The organism is Nostoc sp., from assembly GCF_036917815.1.
Taxonomy (GTDB): domain Bacteria; phylum Cyanobacteriota; class Cyanobacteriia; order Cyanobacteriales; family Nostocaceae; genus Nostoc.
In genome coordinates this window covers 181,363-199,411 of the sequence record NZ_JBALEK010000065.1, presented here as the reverse complement: position 1 = coordinate 199,411, position 18,049 = coordinate 181,363, and the positions used below count along the sequence as shown (strand labels likewise).

Here is an 18,049-nt window from a genome sequence, read left to right as displayed (position 1 = left end):
TCCAAAATCGTTCGACTGAGCGAAGCCGAAGTCTAAAATCCAAAATCCCAAATGGTATAAGGCTCAAGAATGAAAGCACCATTACCTGATAACGAAACACAGCGAATCGAATCTCTTTTGCAGTATAAGATCCTCGATACTCCTTCGGAAGCGGCCTTTGACGACCTCACCCGTTTAGCCTCATATATATGTGGAACTCCCATTGCCTTAATTAGTTTACTTGATAGCGATCGCCAGTGGTTCAAGTCAAAGGTTGGTGTTCATGCCTTAGAAACACCCCGAAATGTGGCTTTCTGCGCCCATGCTATTATGCAACCTGAAATTTTTGTTGTGCCTAATGCAACAGTTGACGAAAGGTTTGCCACAAACCCCTTTGTCACCTCTGATCCGAATATTCGGTTTTATGCTGGTGTACCTCTGATTAACCCTGAAGGATATGCACTCGGAACACTTTGTGTAATTGACAATGTACCAAGAAAACTCTCTCCAGAACAACTTGAAGCATTACAAATTCTCGGTCGCCAGGTAATCAAGCAGCTAGAAATCCGGCGCAGTTTAGCAAGTTTGGTATTGGCGAGTGATACACGCAAACAGGCACAGAAGGCAAGCAAACAATTTTTAAAAAAGGTTGCCGCCGGGTTTGGGTTGGCGTTGGCAATTTTAGTCCTGATTTGTACGATGTCATACCAGAACGCAGAAGTATTAATTAGTACTGGAAAAAGGGTGAATAACACTCAACTGACAATCAACAACTTGCAAGAACTGCTGTCTAATATCAAGGATGCTGAAACGGGACAACACGGTTATATACTCACTAAACAGGATGCGTATCTCAAACCATATCAGACAGCAATTACCAAACTTGCTCCCGAAATTAAGCAGCTAAGAAAATTAACCGCAGATGATCCGAAGCAACTGAGTCAACTCAATACCCTTAAACCCCTGATTACAGTAAAACTCAAGGAACTGAAAAAGACTATCGACTTGCGCCAGAATATCGGCTTAGATGCGGCATTACAGGTAATAAATACAAATCAGGGAAATAACTTAATGAGTGATATCGCCAATATCATTCATCAGATGGAAAACAAAGAGACGGAAGAACTTCAACAGCAGTTAAAAACCACAAAAAACAGTGCCCGCAATACTTTGCTGATACAGGCGATCGCTATTTGCCTAAGTTTTCTGATTCTGGCTATAGTCTACTACTTTATTTATCGTGAGGGGAAAGAACAGAAATTAACAGAGGAAACACTGAACCAAGAACGCAACTTTATCTCAGCAGTCCTTGATACAACCAGCGCTTTGGTAATAGTTCTTGACCCTAAAGGGCAAATCCTTCGCTTCAATCAAGCTTGTGAACAAACCACTGGTTACTCATTTGATGAGGTGAAAGGAAGGCATTTCTGGAACCTGTTTCTAGTTCCCGAAGAGATAGAACCGGTGAAAACAGTTTTTGAGCAGTTGCAAACTGGTGAAAGCCCGAAAAAATACGAAAACTATTGGGTAACTAAGGATGGCGGTCGGCGGCTCATTTCTTGGTCTAACACTACCTTGCAAGACTATCAGGGCGACGTTGAATACATTGTTTCCACAGGTATCGACATCAGCGATGCCTTCGAGGAGCTGCGCTTACGCCAACGAACTCAACAACATCTCAAAGCAGAGTATGCTACAACCCGCGTCTTAGCAGAGTCTACTACAATTAACGAAGCCATGCCCCAAATTCTGCAAGGAATCTGCGAAAGTTTGGGATGGGATTTAAGTGAATTTTGGATAGTAGATCAGCGAGAAAATGTACTGAGATTATTAAATATATGGTATAAAATCTCCTTAGAGATGCAAGAATTTGACATCCTCAGTCGGCAGATCACCTTTGCACCAGGAATTGGGCTGCCTGGTCGTGTCTGGGCTACTGTTGAACCAGTTTGGATTGCTGATGTCGTTAAAGATCAGAATTTTATCCGCTCTCAAATCGCTGCCCAAGCAGAACTGCACGGAGCTTTCGGTTTTCCGATCCGTAGTGGTAAAAAAATTATCGGTGTCATTACCTGCTTTAGCCATGAGATTCAGCAAGCTGACCCAGATTTGGCAAAAGTGATGAATTCTATTGGTGAGCAAGTAGGGCAGTTTATTGAGCGCAAGAAAGCAGAAGAACAACTCCAACGCCAAAATTTGCGATCGCAACTATTTACTGAAATCACCCTCAAGATTCGTCAGTCTTTGCAAATCAAAGAAATTCTCCAAATCACTGTCACCGAGGTACAAAAAATCCTCCATAGCGATCGAGTTTTGATTTATCAACCTTTGGCAGATAGTTCTGGAGCCAACATCGTTGAGGCAGTAGTTTCTGGCTGGCTGGCAATCAAAGAGAAAAAGCTTGCCGATGGTTACTTTCAAGCAGAATACATCCAGCAGTACTATCTACAGCAGTACCGTCAAAGACGGAATTTGGGGCTTGCTGAGTTGGATATAGTTGAAGTCCAAAAAAACCATATCGAATTACTGCAACAATTTGGAGTTGAGTGCAATTTAGTCATACCCATTCTTGTTAAAGAAGAACTCTCCGGTTTACTGATTGTCCATCAGTGTGGAATTTGCCGCCAATGGTCTAGCTTTGAAACTCATCTTTTACGGCAAATAGCTGACCAAGTAGGTATTGCTTTAGCCCAAGCCCAAATGTTAGACGCAGAAACTCAACAGCGACGAGAACTCGAAATTGCCCGTCAACAAGCTGAATTAGCATCTCTTGCCAAAAGTGCCTTTTTGGCCAACATGAGCCATGAAATTCGGACTCCGATGAATGCTGTGTTGGGGATGACAGGCTTAATGTTAGAAACTCCCCTCAACTCGGAGCAACGAGATTTTATCGAAACAATTCGCATTAGTGGAGACGCTCTCTTAAGCCTGATCAACGAAATTTTGGATCTGTCCAAACTTGAAGCTGGGGAAATGGCCTTAGAAACTCTAGATTTTGACCTATCTACTTGTGTAGAAGAGGTGTTGGATTTATTGGCTCCCCCAGCCCATTATAAGGGATTAGAAATTGGAGCATTAATCTATCCCACCGTTCCCACCCACCTCCAAGGCGATGCTGGCCGCCTGCGGCAAATTCTGATGAACCTGATCAGCAATGCGATCAAGTTCACCAGCAATGGAGAGGTAGTATTAAGGGTCGAATTGCCATCGCAAACTTCGACTACAGCCACCATCCATTTTGCCATCATCGATACCGGTCTTGGCATTACCCCTGAAGACCAATGCAAACTCTTTAAGCCATTTACCCAAGTAGATGCTTCCACCACCCGTAAATATGGCGGCACAGGTTTGGGATTAGCCATTTGCAAGCAACTGGTGAACTTGATGGGAGGAGAAATGGGTGTAGAAAGTCAGTTGGGGAAAGGATCTAAGTTTTGGTTTGAAGTAACACTCCCCAAGCAAATTGATCCGATTTCCTCAAAAGACGATTACCAACTTTTGCTCAATCGGCGCTTGTTAGTAGTGGATGATAATGCTACTAATCGCAAAATTATCCATCATCAAGCTACCCGTTGGGGGATGTTGGTGGATCAGGCTGATTCGGCTACTACTGCTCTCAAAGCTATTGAGGAGGCTACCAAGGAAAAAAATCTCTATGATGTTGCGGTGATTGATATGCAGATGCCAGAAATAGATGGCATGACTTTAGGAGAACAAATTAAGGCAAATTCAGCGATCGCTGGGCTACCTTTGATTATGCTTACCTCTACTAATCAACGGGATGAAATTCAACAAGCGCTAAAAATAGGATTTGCAGCTCATTTAGTCAAACCTGTTAAACCATCCCGACTCCTCGATACCATCATGACTGTCTTAGGAACGCAGAAGCAAGAAGAGACAGGAGTTAGAAGTCAGAAGTCAGAATGGGCTACGCCCCGCTACGCTAACAGAAGTCAGGATTTAAAACTGAAAAATTATGAAAACAACAGTAACTATCATTCTCCTAACTCCCATAAATTAAGAATTATCTTAGCTGAAGATAATCTGGTGAATCAAAAAGTAGCTTTGAAGCAACTCCAAAGCCTGGGCTACAATGCTAATGTTGTTGCTAATGGGAAAGAAGTATTACAGCTATTAGAAAAAATTCCCTACGATTTAATTCTGATGGATTGTCAAATGCCAGTTCTCGACGGTTTAGAAACCACGAGAGAAATTCATCGTTGGCCAGAAAGCCGCTTTGCCAGTGGTTATCGTCCTGTGGTAATTGCAATGACAGCTAATGCCATGAAAAAAGACCAACAAATGTGTCTAGATGCGGGAATGGACGACTATCTGAGCAAGCCAGTAAAGAAAGAAAAATTGGCGGCGACGCTAGAGCATTGGGCCAGTGTGATATTTCTGGCAAAAGAAACAGCTTTGGAGCAGACAGTTTCAACAACAGATGTAGATTCAGTTGATCTCCCAGTTGATTGGGAACGCTTGCATGAACTATCAGAAAATAACCCAGAATTTGAATTGGAACTACTGCAAATATTTGTTGAAGATATTCAACCTCGTCTAGAGGCCGTTAAAATAGCGATCGCAGCTAATGACTTGGAGCAAATAGCGCACCAAGCCCATCAAATTAAAGGTTCTAGTGCCAATATGGGAGTTACAACCATGTATCTAGCAGCAGAAAAACTAGAAGCAGTAGCTTACAACCAAGAGCGTCGAGGTACTGGTAACTTAATCTTAGAGTTAGAAGAGTTTGTTAAACGCATCCAAGAGTTTTTGAACTGAAAAGATAGTAACGCCAAAATCTGAGAAATTAAGAATATAGCGGTTCTCAATTGCATGAATACAGACCTAACCCCCAGCCCCTTCCCTACAAGGTAAGGGCAGCGTGGTTTCATACGAAAAAATAAAAATACGTAAGTCTTGATTTCTCATCTAAAACCATAGATTTTGACCCCACTTCCATTCCTCTCCCCCACGGGGGGAGAGGCTTTGAAACCTTTTTCTCTACTTGAATGAAACCACCCTGCTTCCCTACTAGCGTTGGGGGGTAAGATTCAAAGCCTCTCTCCTTTTAGGAGAGAGGTCAAAGTGTATTGCACCCAAACGAGAAGCGCTATATTTATTAATAAATCAACAGTGGCGATTTTTTATGAGTAAGCATGAAAAATCTCATTCACAGATAGAACTTGTGAACAAATGGGAATAATAACTTTAATGTACTAAAAGCAGGTTCGGTGAGTTAGCTGCATCTTATGCTAAGAACTTTTAGCCTAAAAATCAGTTGAATGCATCACCTCTTATCCCCAATTGATTCCCGAAAAGCGAGGTTTTACTGATGAGTCAGATGAGTAAAGACGATGTACGAGAACGCCTTGGCAATATCGATCAGATCCGCGATATTATTTTGGGGACACAGGTAAGAGAGTACGAAAATCGATTTAGCAAGCTGGAGTCAGATATATCTCTCCTGCAACAGCAGATGCGATCGCATGTCGATCAACTCAAGTCCAACTTTTCGGCTGAACTAAAGGCAGGATTTGAGGCGCTGGATAAAAAGCTGAAATCACTCAACCTGGCAACTCAAGAAGAAACTCTTGACTTACGGCAACAGGTTGATAGACTCAATAAAAAGTTCTCTAGCAGCGTTCAGTCCCTTGATGAGACGTTAGATACCCAAACTACCTCGATTCGAGATGAAATCTTTCAGACTAAAGTCCACTTACAAGATGATGTTACGGCATTACGGGATCTGATTTTAGAAGAAATAGATCGACGCTTTTCACAGTTAACAGACACTAAGGTTTCTAAAGACGATATGGCTGAAACTTTGTTTGCGTTGGGAATGCGTCTGAAAGAAACTGAATTCATTCCTAAATTACGACAAGCAGCCGATGAACGCAGTGACGACTATACTGCTGTACCGCTTCTAGAAACTACAAAGTTGTCAAAAGTGTTAACTCATATCACGTCCACTTGAATACTTACTAAACCCGAAGAACCCCACCCCGCCAAAGCTGTGCTTTGTCTCCCCTAAGAGCCGGCTCTTAGGGGCTGGGGGTGGGGTGCAATGACTGTGGAAATCATAACTAATTATCCGGACTTGATATCACTCCAATAGTACGGCAGAATTACATTCGTAATTAAGGCATAACTCCCAACTCAGCAATTTTAAAACTATGACTCAGGTGGAAAATTCCATTTCTCAATCTGTTAAGTTGAAGACAGAAAATGATATACAACTTAACAATTTACTGGATTTACTAGTCGAACTAAAAATTATCGAATCACCTGAGCCATCTTTTCCCTTATTACCATCGGAAACTGATCGTAGTCCTGAGTATATTCCAGAAGAAATTGAATTCCTGCAACTTTCTCCAGTGACATTAGAAGTCTGTGAAGCTTATTTAGAGTCTGATTTTAATTTTCATCAAAATATATCTAATTACTCACACATTACTCAAGAAGAATTAGAACAATCTATTGAAATATTTGCAACATTTGAGGAAAAGTTAGACAACTCAGAGGATGCATTGCAAAAATTACGCGAGATATTAGTCGGATATGAATTAGCAGAAATAAACAATATTACAGCTAAGTTTGAACAAAAATTAACAATATTAGAACATCAAATTTATGACCCTAAAGAGCTAATCAATCTACTACTACCGTGGATTTCTGAGCTTTTAAAGCTGACAATTGCAGAGTCTAGAGAGGAAATTGTACAAATAATTGCTCCGATTATCGATCAGATTATTTGCAGTCGCACTGAACAAGATAAAACTAGTATGGGTGCTGCGATCGCACCTGTTATTCCTCTAGCTATTTCCCAGCAGATTATGATTGCGCCAGAAGAAGTTTCAGATGCGATCGCACCGGCAATGGGACGAGCGATAAAAAAGCAAATTGAAATTGAAGAGAATATCGTTGTGGATGCACTCTACCCAATTATTGGTAGTACCATAGCCAAATACATGGCAGAGACAATCCGTGCCATTAACCAACAAGTTGAAGAAACCCTCAGTGTTGAAGGCATCAAACGCAAAATTCGCGCCAAACTACAGGGAGTTTCAGAAGCAGAATTAATTCTGAAAGAAGCTCTACCATTTACAATTCAAGCCATTTTTTTAATTCATAAAGCATCTGGTTTAGTTATCTCAGATATTCAGCACTCTAATGTAGAGCAGCTAGAGGCTGAAATGGTAGCAGGAATGCTGACAGCAATTCGCAGCTTTGCCAATGATTGCATCAATCAATCTGGAACCATGACAGAATTAGATGCAATTGAATATGGGGCATCAAAAATAATTTTAGAAGTTGCAGGATACTGTTACTTAGCCATCGTTGTCCAAGGAGAACCAAGCAAAACTTTTATTTGGAAAATGCGGCAAAGTTTAAGCATAATTGTTAGAAAATATGGTAATTTAATTGAGAAATTTGACGGCGATCCAGATTTAATTCCTATTGAAGTTCATGCCCTTCTAGAAAAACTAAAAGATACAGCTATTCAGCAGCAAAAGCAAACAAAATTCTCACCACTATTGATATTAGGCTTAACAGTTATCAGCAGCATTTTAATTCCTTGGGGCATTTGGCAATACCATAGTAGAGTGATACATTCCATTGAAAATCAAACTTCATTGGCTCTAACTTCTACTCCAGAACTAGCCGTATATCGGCTCACCGTACAAGTAGAACACAATAAATTAAAATTAACGGGACGATTACCTAATCAACTTCTTCGCCAGAAAGCCGAGCAAATTGTCAAAATAACCTCTCCTAATTGGTTGATTGACAATCAAATTTTATTAGTAGAAGTACCAGCAGATCCGGTATTAGCTGCTGCTGAAGTCAAACGAGTCACAGCAGTTTTAAATCAAACTGACGGTATAGCAATTTCCGCTCAATACATCACTGGTAAAGTAGCTGTCGAAGGTACCGTCAACCGGATTGCAGATGCTCAGATTATTGCTAATGCATTTGAACAAATTCCCGGTGTAAAATTTGTATCTAGTGCGGTGCGAGTACAACCCACACAGATTGAAGTTCGATTTTACTTTCAACCCGACTCAGCGAGTTTAATGAAAACGGATTTGGGGCATAAGGTTCAACAAGCCAAGGTTTTCCTAAATCAGCACCCAAACAAACATTTAAAAATCATCGGTTATAGTTATGACGGTACTAGTGCGATCGCATCTGAAAAATTGGCACTGATGCGAGCAAATGCTGTACAACAAGCACTGATTAAATTAGGTATTGAGCCATCTCGTCTAGAAACCATTGGTAGGACAAATTTACCACCAGGAATTGATGCAACTAACCCCTCATGGTTAAGTCGCTGTGCCATTCTAGAAGTGATAAATAAGTAATTCTAATCTGATAGCAACAATGATTACTATAAAACATCCCCTATTTTTTCCCAATTATGTCTACAATCTCTAGAAAAATATGTTTGTTTGGTGATTTTGGTGTAGGTAAAACTAGTTTAATTAGGCAATTTGTAGAGTCTAAGTTTAGTGACGAATACCTTTCAACTGTCGGAGTAAAATTATCTCGTAAATTGATTTGTGTTTCTCAAAAAGACCTACTTGATAGACAAGATTTGCAGTTGATAATTTGGGATATTGAAGGCAGTAATAAGTTTAAGGCAGTTGCTCAAAATTATTTTCAAGGTTCTAAAGGTGCTGTGATAGTTGGTGATGTGACACAACCAGAAACGCTCAATCATATCCAGGAACATATTCAAACTTTTTTAGCTGTTAATCCTAAAAGCTATATTGTCGTTGCACTTAATAAATCAGACATGATTGCAGCCGAATATTTAGAAAACATCCGTAAAATGTATAATTTCACTACTAAAAATAATATATTAGATACATATATAACTTCAGCTAAAACAGGTAATAATGTTGATGAAATATTTCACACTTTAGCCAATCGGTTAATTTAGTAAGATGAACTCATTGTTGACAAACGTATTATCTATATGTGGTATTGAATATTTGATAATTGATGAAAACTTGAAGATTCTAGAGATGTCTTTGGGAATAAATCATTTTGCCGATATTTCTGATGAAGTGAAGCCAGGTCAGGATGTTCGGATTGCGTTTCCAGAATTAGAGGGACTTGAGGATATTTTTGATGCAATTCGACAGGGCGAGCAAGATAATTTTGAATTAAAAGGAATTATGCGCTCACAAGATACGACTTATCCTTTGTATATTGATATTCGTATTACTAATAATATCCAAGAAGGCCATTCTGACTTTTCACGTCATGTGGAAAAGAAGAGGCAAAACCTAACCCCCCAGCCCCCTTCCCTACAAGGTAAGGGGGAGAATTCAAAGCCTCTCTCCTTGCAGGAGAGAGGTTTTCCAGATCCCGTGAAAAGTCAAATAGACCATTCTAGCAATCGGCTAATCATTGTTGTAGAAGACTCGACAGAAAGGATGGTTCTTGAGCAATCTTTGTTTCAAGGTGCAAATGAAGCAAATCTTTTGCTACGTAATTTAAAGGCTTCTAAACAATATATTGACCAAATTGTAACTTCAATAGCAGACGCATTGTTAGTGACAACACTATCAGGTGAGATAAAAAAAGTCAATTACGCTGCACAAATTTTATTGCAATATAATGAGATAGAACTAATTGGTCAATCTATCACAAAAATTATTAGAGAATTCAATAACTATCCACTGATGATTGGAGATATAGAAAGTATTGATATATCTCATGAGCCAGAAATAATTCCTTTAGTAAAAGAGGTAGAAACTGTTTGCTATACCAAAAGTGGGAAAGAAATTCCCGTAGCTTTTTCATCCTCAATAGTTAAAACAGAAATTGAACATTTTCAAGGTTATGTTTACATTTTGCGAGACATGACTGAACGAAAGCAGGCAGAACTTGCTAAACAAGAATTCTTAGCGATGATTAGCCATGAGGTTCGGACTCCGATTGCATCGGTAATGGGTATGGCTAGTTTGTTGCTAGATACTGAATTGACTGCTGAACAGCAAAACTTTATTGAAATCATTTATAGCAGTGGAAATTCCTTACTCAAAATTATTAACGATTTCCTTGACTTCTCTAAAATACAATCGGCTAACTTGGAACTAGAAGAGGAACCTTTTATTTTACAAAATTGTATTAAGGAGGCTCTTTATATGCTTGCACCTCAAGCTAAAGAAAAAGGTTTAAAACTCACATTTTTAGATACTTCTCAACTTGCTACTACAATTGTGGGGGATATAACTCGACTGCGCCAAGTCTTGATTAATTTAATCAGTAATGCGATTAAATTTACCGAAACTGGAAGTATAGAAGTTTCAGTTATAATCCCCAAGAATAGTGATATTAATCATTATTCTGCGGCAAATACTGACGAAATTCAGTTTACTATTAAAGATACAGGCATCGGAATTCCACGCGATCGCCTTGAACGTTTATTTAAAGCCTTCAGTCAAGTTAACTCCTCCATTACTCGACAGTATGGTGGTACTGGGTTAGGTCTTGCTATCTGCAAGCAACTGTGCGAGTTAATGGGTGGCAGAATTTGGGTTGAAAGTGAACCTAGTGCAGGTAGTAAATTTCACTTTACGATTGCCGCTTCTGTGATTTCAGAGGAAGCGGGGAGTCAGGAGTCAGAATTCAAGCTTCCCAGAGCCTCAGCCGAGGGGAGTCAGAATTCAGGAGTGAAAAATTATGAAAACAATGGTGATGATCATTTTACTGACTCTCATAAATTAAGAATTCTTTTAACTGAAGATAATCTGGTGAATCAGAAAATAGCCTTGAAGCAACTCCAAAATCTGGGCTATCGTGCTGATGTTGTTGGTAATGGAAAAGAAGCATTACAGCTATTAGAAAAAATTCCCTACGATTTAATTCTGATGGATTACCAAATGCCAGTTCTTGACGGTTTGGAAACCACAAGAGAAATTCATCGTTGGCAAGAAAGCCGCTTTGCTAGTGGTTATCGTCCTGTGGTAATTGCAATGACTGCTAATGCCATGAAAAAAGACCAACAAATGTGTCTAGATGCCGGAATGGATGACTATTTGAGCAAGCCAGTAAAGAAAGAAAAATTGGCGGCGACCCTAGAGTATTGGGCAAGTGTGATATATCGGGCAAAAGAAACAGATGCTTGGGAGCAGATAGTTTCTACAACAGACGTAGATTCAATTCACCTCCCAATTGATTGGGAACGCTTGCATCAACTGTCAGAAAACAACCCAGAATTTGAATTGGAACTACTGCAAATATTTGTTGAAGATATTCAATCTCGTCTAGAGGTAGTTAAAATAGCGATCGCAGCTGATGACTTTGAGCAAATAGCGCTCCAAGGACATCAAATTAAAGGTTCTAGTGCCAATATGGGATTTACAACCATGTCTCTGGCAGCAGAAAAACTAGAACAACTCGCTTATAAGCAAGAGCGTCGAGGTAGCAGTAACTTAATCTTAGAGTTGGAAGAGTTTGTTAAACGCATCCGAGAGTTTTTAATTAGGAGTTAGGATTTATAAAAATTTTCCTCATTTCCCATTCCTCTCAACGACATATTTAATAATATTTAATAATAAATAAACAGTAACGATTATCTACTGTCGGCTCATAACTCAACTTGTCGGCAATAGTGGACATGATTTTTAAACCACGACCTCGGCCTTGATCATTCTCCTCAAATTCAGTTGTTTGCCGTAATTTTTGTTCTAAGTCAAATGGTTCACCTTGAGAGCAGATGCGAATTTCTATGTATTCATCAAACCGCACAGCTTCTATCTCAATAGGAGTTTCAATAGGTAAATTTATATGAGCGTGTTCAACAATGTTAGTAAAGCCTTCCATCAAAAGTGTTTGACATTGCCACCAAATTTGCTTGTCAGGAATAGGTGGTTGATTCATCTGCTCAAACCAAGACAATACTTGAGGTGATGCTGTTAGGTCTGTGTTAACTTTTAGATAAATTTTTTTATTCACTTTTTAACCAATAAAAGATTTTGCAACCATCATATTCCTTAATTAATTTATTTAATTTGGGTATTTTTACTATACATTGAAAAATTAAATCGCATATAACTTAAATTAAAGCAACTTTTTATCCATCATTTTACTTAATAAAGTGTAATCTATGTTTAAAATTCTGGTTATTGATGATGACCCAACAGTGCGAGCAGTACTGAAAAGTACACTCCAAAGGCAGGGTTATGAGACTACTGTAGCCAGTAATGGGGAAGAAGGAATTATACAAGCAAAACTGTTACATCCTGCCCTGATTATCTGTGACTGGATGATGTCCCACCTAGATGGACTAGAAGTGTGTCGTCGAATTAAAACAGATCCAGAGTTAGCGACTACTTTTTTTATTCTATTGACGGCTAGGGGAGCAGCTCGAGGAGAGGAGGAAGATCGAGTTAGGGGACTTGACGCGGGAGCAGACGAGTTTATCTCTAAACCAATAGAGATGAATGAATTGAAAGCGCGGGTAAGAGCAGGACTAAGGTTACACCAGTTAAATCAGGATTTACAAAGTCGAAAACAAGCTTTAGAGACACTAAATCAGGATTTGGAAGCCCAAAAGCAAATTTTGGAAGCAGAATTGTCTGAGGCGGCTGCTTATGTGCGATCGCTTCTACCCTCACCACTTGTAGGATCAGTAACTACAGAAAATCTGTTTATTCCCTCAGCCCAGCTAGGGGGTGATTGCTTCGACCATCATTGGATTGACGAGGATAATTTGGCAATTTATTTGTTAGATGTATCAGGTCATGGCGTGGGTTCAGCCCTCCTATCGGTATCGGTGCTGAATGTTTTGCGATCGCAATCTCTACCTAATACTAACTTTTGTCAACCAAGTGAAGTCCTGAAAGCCCTCAATCACGCTTTCCAAATGAGTAAGCACGGTGATAAGTACTTCACAATCTGGTATGGAGTTTATCACCGCCTTAAACGTCAACTCATTTATGCCAACGCCGGACATCCACCAGCTTTGTTATTTTCTAATACCTCTACCACAAGTATTCAAGTTAAACAGCTAAGTTCTTTAGATTTACCAATTGGCTTTTTACCTGAAGTTCAATTTGAGGATGCTGTTTTTGATATCGAAGAAAATAGTACTTTATACATCTTTAGTGATGGTGCTTATGAAATTAATCAGTCAGATGGTAAAATTTGGGGCATCGATGCTTTCATTGAATTATTAACTAAATATAGTCAAAAAGATCCCTGCAACCTCAATCAAATATTAGCGAAAATCCTCACCTTAAATACTCAAGATAATCTTGACGATGACTTTTCTTTAGTAAAAGTTAACTTTGGTTAAAATCATCTTTTTTTGCCCTGTAAGGGACTGACAAATAAAAAAATGTCCCAAAACTGACCCAAGAACCCTCTCTATTTCTCCTTTCTCTGTGTTCTCCGTGCGGCAGTCGCTCATGGGGGAAACCCCCAGACGCTCTCTACGAGACGCTAAAAGCGTAGCTTGCTTCCCTGTAAGGGTACGCGGACTCGCTTGCCGCCGGCGCTATCGCTCTTAGCGTCTCCCCTTCTCACATTGGGAGAGGCTAGCGCCAAGGGAGAAGACCGCGCTGCCTTGTCTGGAGTGGTTCGTTTATTTGGATATGGAAGTCCCTAATGCCTATCTACTACAGCACAGCGTAAATAAACCATCCATTCCACGCCGTATTCATTTTTAATTTTTAATTCCGCCTTGCGGCACTAGGATTTGAATCTGACTTTTCACGTTATGTGGAAAAGTCCACCAAAAACCTAACCCCCTAACCCCCTTCCCTAGGCTGACTTTTCACGTCATGTGGAAAAGCCTATGAAAGACCTAACCCCCAGCCCCTCTCCCATCTTTGGGAGAGGGGAGACATAATTCTAGTTCTCCTTCTCCCAAAGATGGGAGAAGGGGTTAGGGGATGAGGGCTATCAAGGTTTTTGCACATTTGGGATGCTCCCCTCAACGCAAGCCTACAGATATTATAAGTGTTTAACCTAAACTGATATTATTTCTTCTTTTACTTAGGGGTAAATGTGCGAATCAGGGGTTCTTTATGCTAAGGCTCAAACTAATATGAGGTAAGCTATCTAACAGCTTATTGTGTTGCCAATACTTGGCGATAGAATTCATCTTGGTCAGCAAAGGTTTGAAAAATTCTATCCATTTTTGTCAATTCAAACAACATTTTCACTTGATCGCTGATAGAACAGATAAAAAGTTTACCTTTAGCGTTTCGTACCGCTTGCATCGCTGATACTAAAGCACCTAAACCAGAGCTATCAATAAAGGTTACTTTTTTCATATCGAGTAACAAAATATCGGCTCCCTTTGCCACAACATCGCTAACTTCACGACGTAGCTCATTACCTCTAATCCCATCTAAAATTCCAGATAATTCTAGTACTGTTACATTCAACTTCATGGCTTTAGTTTCCGATTATTTTGTTTGCAAAAGATATATTTATATTTTGGCATTGACATCAGGTAAACTGCAATAGATATATAGGACTAGTATTTGATTTTTGAAATGCACGTAGTGGACTGTCTACGCAAAATAGTGCATTAGACTTTTGTTGGGTGGAGCGGAGCGCAACCCAACTGATTATCAGGATGTTGGCTTTGGCAAAGCCTCCAACGCCACTTGCTACAACGCGGGAAACCCGCGCAACGCAGTGGCTCCCCAACCGACAATTTTTTTGCAATCATTTTAGCCATGACAGTCCATTACAAGACTACCGAGATTTTTTCAGAAATCAAATATGATTCCTATAGAAATACTTTTGTGTTGTTATGCAATTAGTTTTTTTTGATTGCTTGGTGATTACTACTATTTGCGATGGCAGCAAAGAAGCTAGCATCAACCCATTGCCGAGAAATTTCAAAAGCTTCAAAATAGCCATCTTTCTGACCTAATTCTCGCGCCCAGAAACGAGATAAAATCAGGATTGCATCAAGTTGCATAAATGCTTTATTTACCTCTGACTCATAACAACCGATAGCTGCAACTTTTTCTTCAATTACAGAGGTGATGTCCACAAAAAAGTTGGGTTCAAAACCGCGCAAAAAAACAGGCGGTGCTGAATACCATAAAGGGATATTTTTACGGGTAGCAACATTAGAAACTGCGATTGCACACACTTCATGATCTCTATGTCCATATTTTTCAGGTTGTGGTGCGTGAGTAATAATCAGATCCGGTTGCCAACGCCCAAGAGCTTCTTCTGTAACTTTAATCACTGCTTGTGTTGAAAAATTACACTCCTCAAGTGCATAAAACTCGTAACCTGCACCGATGATTTTACCAGCCGCATCTGCTTCTTGATGACGTGTCCCCTTAACAGGCGAACTAGAAAGACTGCCATCAGTCAAAATTAAGCAATGAACATTCCATCCTGCCTTAGACATCAGACTGAGAGTACCAGCAGCAGGTAGAACTTCATCATCAGCATGAGCATAAATTGTTAAGACAGTTCGCTGACCAAAGTTATTTGATTCTGAATAAGTGTTCATAGCTGTTTTGACTGGATTGCATTTATTAATAAGGAGCCATTCAATTTTAGGTTTTATGTTTTCCTTCAATCTAAAATTCAAAATCTAAACTTGGCAAAACTAGGATTCAGTAAACACTAGTTTTTTTCTTTTTAACCCCCCTACCTTTTAGAGGTTGTTTGAAAAGTATTTAGCTATGATTTTAGGCACTTCTAGATCCCCCCTAACCCACGCCAGTCGCTCTACTTGGGGAGACCCCAGACGCTCTCTACGAGACGCTAAAAGCGAACGCGGACTCGCTATCGCTTTTAGCGTCTCCCCTTCTCCCAAAGGGAGAGGCTAGCGCCAAGGGAGAAGACCGTGCTGGCTCCCCTTAAAAAGGGGGGAACCGGAATCAAACTACCAAGAAAAGGACTTTTCAAACAATCTCTTAGACCTCTTTTGGAGGTTGCCAAACAGACGCGCGGATAATAGCCGACAATAGTAATAAGTTATAGATAGCCCAAGCACCATTAATTAGGTGAACTTCAGGATAATTTAGATGGCCTGTAAAAAAGCGGTAAAGGCTCCATAATATTCCCAGGATAGTGAGGGTAAAAACAACCAACTGAGGCCAAACAAGCTTGAGATAAATCCCAGATTGCCGTTGCTTAGGTGTGACTTGAAAATTGAGTTTTTGCCCTGTGAATACACTCCATACGGCTTGGATAAATAAGGGAAATAAAGAGATCGCATATTGTTCAGATCGCCAAAGTTCCCTAGCGGGAATGCCCCAGGTGGCTGCGAGAAAAGTGAGACGGTTGATTATAAAAGCGGGAAAAAAGTGTATAGCAAAGTCACATCCGTAGGTTTTAACTGGAATAATATCTGTAAAAAAATAGATAATTGGACAAGAAATAAAAACCAGGGTTGCAAAACCAGAAAAATAGCTATACATGGTCTTAAAGTAGTGCAACTTTTGCCAAAATGTTAACCCTGATTTTGTGAGAGGATTTTCTCTCAGTAGTACTTGGATAGTTCCTTGTGCCCAACGTAGCCTCTGTTTAAGAGTAGAACTCAAATCATCTGGCGCTAAACCTTCTGCCAAAAGTTCATGGTGATAAATAGATTTCCATCCAGCACCATGCAGACGCATAGCTGTATTCATATCTTCTGTAATACTGTTGCTGGATACGCCACCAATTAATTGAAATTCATCTAAACATTTTTCATCTTTGGCAAACTCATCAGCAAAATGTTGTAGTCCAACACTAATTAGTGCTTCCCGCCTTAAGATTGCATTTGTGCCTGTATAAAAAGCAGCATTCATGCCATCTTTGCCTTGTTGAAGTGGCCCATAAAATAAATTTGCTCGATGTCCAAAGGGATCGCCGGCAGGAATATTGTAGAAATCCTGGCGAGTTTGGACAAAAGCAATTTGATTCTGTTCGTATTTGCCTGTGAAAAGATTATAGGTATAAAAATAAGGTATAATGCGTTTGAGAAATTGGGGTTTGGGAATATGGTCAGCATCTAGGGTAAGAATAAACTGTCCAGAAGTTTCTCCAGAAAAAATGGCATGATTGAGATTCCCGGCTTTAGCGTGGTGGGGTACACCAGCAATTTTGGGACGAGCAATGTAAGAAAAGCGAGTAAATTCAAAAAGTTCTAGTTCTTTCTTGTGAATAGATTCTTCTAAGGCTTTGCGTTCGGTAGTTAGGCGATCGCTAATAGTATAATTTTCTGGAGCTAGCCAAAGAATTAACTGTCGCAGACTTTGCACAAATCCACGAGCAGACTCGTTAACTATCGGTTGTGATGATGCTTGCAGCCATTGTTCAGCAGCTTGAATATTAGGTGTGAGATTTTCCAGTTGCTTTCGGCGCTCCAACAAACAATAGCGTTCTGCATCAATTCGTTCTACTTCTTGTTGTAATTGTGCTGACTGCAAATCCTCAAGATACAATCTTTCTGTCATTGCTCGCATATCAGCTGAGTTACCATCATCCAGCACATAAACCCGTAACTTGGTTGCCGGATAATCCATTGCTAGGGCGGCTTTGGCGGTTTCTTCGACAATTTCTGGCGGTTCGTTATAGCAGGTTATAAACACATCCACTGTTGGCCAGTCGGCTCTAGGTATAGGTGGAGTCATCTGGTCGAGAGACTTAATTTGTCGATCTAAAGGCCGCCATAAGCCAATTACAAACATTACGCCACCCAAATAGCTATAAATCTCTGCTATCAGCAAAGGAATAGAAATCCAGAGGGCATCAAAATTGATGGAATGGGTGATGCGCCATTGCAAATACCAGATGCCAAAAATTAAATTGATTTCTGCTAGATAACGAAATAGCAGCGTTCTTTTTTTGAGTAATGAGCGGCTGTTACCGGAAAAGTTTGTAATAGGAAGTGAAGTCATATTAGTATCGATAGTTAATGTATCTACATCCCCTAAAAATAAGTATTCCCTAGTTTAATTTGTAATTAACAACCTCTTCTCGATCAACCTAAAATTGGCGTTGCTGAATTGAGCCTGGATGTAGAGACGTAGCAATGCTACGTCTCTACAAGAATTTTGGTATTACTAGGACTTATGTAAAACTACAC

General features: G+C 39.9%; 9 protein-coding genes and 2 pseudogenes. 7 read left to right on the top strand and 4 right to left on the bottom strand.

The window, feature by feature from the left end; genetic code table 11:
- Positions 1 to 69 precede the first annotated feature (69 nt).
- The 6 genes and pseudogenes from V7K97_RS20855 to V7K97_RS32135 all read left to right on the top strand — a co-directional run.
- Positions 70 to 4,758 carry a response regulator gene (locus V7K97_RS20855; protein WP_334802907.1) on the top strand — a complete coding sequence of 1,563 codons (4,689 nt, stop codon included), beginning with the start codon at positions 70 to 72 and terminating at the stop codon, positions 4,756 to 4,758.
- A 553-nt stretch (positions 4,759 to 5,311) separates the two neighbouring features.
- Positions 5,312 to 5,953: a hypothetical protein gene (locus V7K97_RS20850; RefSeq protein WP_334802906.1), complete on the top strand. Its 642-nt coding sequence runs from the start codon at positions 5,312 to 5,314 to the stop codon at positions 5,951 to 5,953.
- 199 nt (positions 5,954 to 6,152) lie between these two features.
- Positions 6,153 to 8,342, top strand: a complete 2,190-nt coding sequence (locus V7K97_RS20845; protein ID WP_334802905.1) for an OmpA family protein — start codon at positions 6,153 to 6,155, stop codon at positions 8,340 to 8,342.
- A 56-nt stretch (positions 8,343 to 8,398) separates the two neighbouring features.
- Positions 8,399 to 8,923, top strand: a complete 525-nt coding sequence (locus tag V7K97_RS20840; protein WP_334802904.1) for a Rab family GTPase — start codon at positions 8,399 to 8,401, stop codon at positions 8,921 to 8,923.
- A 4-nt stretch (positions 8,924 to 8,927) separates the two neighbouring features.
- Positions 8,928 to 10,061: pseudogene (locus V7K97_RS32140) on the top strand (histidine kinase dimerization/phospho-acceptor domain-containing protein); the annotation flags it as partial.
- A gap of 153 nt (positions 10,062 to 10,214) precedes the next feature.
- Positions 10,215 to 11,486 (top strand): annotated as a pseudogene (locus V7K97_RS32135) (ATP-binding protein); the annotation flags it as partial.
- 46 nt (positions 11,487 to 11,532) lie between these two features.
- On the opposite strand, the gene V7K97_RS20830 reads toward V7K97_RS32135, so the two are convergent.
- A complete protein-coding gene (locus V7K97_RS20830) occupies positions 11,533 to 11,949 on the bottom strand; it encodes an ATP-binding protein (protein ID WP_334802902.1) in 417 nt (138 codons plus the stop codon).
- 151 nt (positions 11,950 to 12,100) lie between these two features.
- Here V7K97_RS20830 and V7K97_RS20825 point away from each other — a divergent pair, with 151 nt between their 5' ends.
- Positions 12,101 to 13,291 carry a SpoIIE family protein phosphatase gene (locus V7K97_RS20825; protein ID WP_334802901.1) on the top strand — a complete coding sequence of 397 codons (1,191 nt, stop codon included), beginning with the start codon at positions 12,101 to 12,103 and terminating at the stop codon, positions 13,289 to 13,291.
- Between the two features lie 775 nt (positions 13,292 to 14,066).
- On the opposite strand, the gene V7K97_RS20820 is transcribed toward V7K97_RS20825, so the two are convergent.
- From V7K97_RS20820 to V7K97_RS20810, 3 genes are all read right to left on the bottom strand, one after another.
- Positions 14,067 to 14,393 carry an STAS domain-containing protein gene (locus V7K97_RS20820; protein WP_334802900.1) on the bottom strand — a complete coding sequence of 109 codons (327 nt, stop codon included), beginning with the start codon at positions 14,391 to 14,393 and terminating at the stop codon, positions 14,067 to 14,069.
- Between the two features lie 374 nt (positions 14,394 to 14,767).
- Positions 14,768 to 15,481, bottom strand: a complete 714-nt coding sequence (locus V7K97_RS20815) for a PIG-L deacetylase family protein (protein ID WP_334802899.1) — start codon at positions 15,479 to 15,481, stop codon at positions 14,768 to 14,770.
- 409 nt (positions 15,482 to 15,890) lie between these two features.
- Positions 15,891 to 17,861, bottom strand: a complete 1,971-nt coding sequence (locus V7K97_RS20810; RefSeq protein ID WP_334802898.1) for a glycosyltransferase family 2 protein — start codon at positions 17,859 to 17,861, stop codon at positions 15,891 to 15,893.
- Positions 17,862 to 18,049 lie beyond the last annotated feature (188 nt).

Excerpts from the sequence above, each read along its gene's own strand:
- V7K97_RS20855 (WP_334802907.1), top strand. The coding sequence starts at position 70 with ATGAAAGCACCATTACCTGATAACGAAACACAGCGAATCGAATCTCTT.
- V7K97_RS20850 (WP_334802906.1), top strand. The coding sequence starts at position 5,312 with ATGAGTCAGATGAGTAAAGACGATGTACGAGAACGCCTTGGCAATATC.
- V7K97_RS20845 (WP_334802905.1), top strand. The coding sequence starts at position 6,153 with ATGACTCAGGTGGAAAATTCCATTTCTCAATCTGTTAAGTTGAAGACA.
- V7K97_RS20840 (WP_334802904.1), top strand. The coding sequence starts at position 8,399 with ATGTCTACAATCTCTAGAAAAATATGTTTGTTTGGTGATTTTGGTGTA.
- V7K97_RS20825 (WP_334802901.1), top strand. The coding sequence starts at position 12,101 with ATGTTTAAAATTCTGGTTATTGATGATGACCCAACAGTGCGAGCAGTA.
- V7K97_RS20820 (WP_334802900.1), bottom strand. The coding sequence starts at position 14,393 with ATGAAGTTGAATGTAACAGTACTAGAATTATCTGGAATTTTAGATGGG.
- V7K97_RS20815 (WP_334802899.1), bottom strand. The coding sequence starts at position 15,481 with ATGAACACTTATTCAGAATCAAATAACTTTGGTCAGCGAACTGTCTTA.
- V7K97_RS20810 (WP_334802898.1), bottom strand. The coding sequence starts at position 17,861 with ATGACTTCACTTCCTATTACAAACTTTTCCGGTAACAGCCGCTCATTA.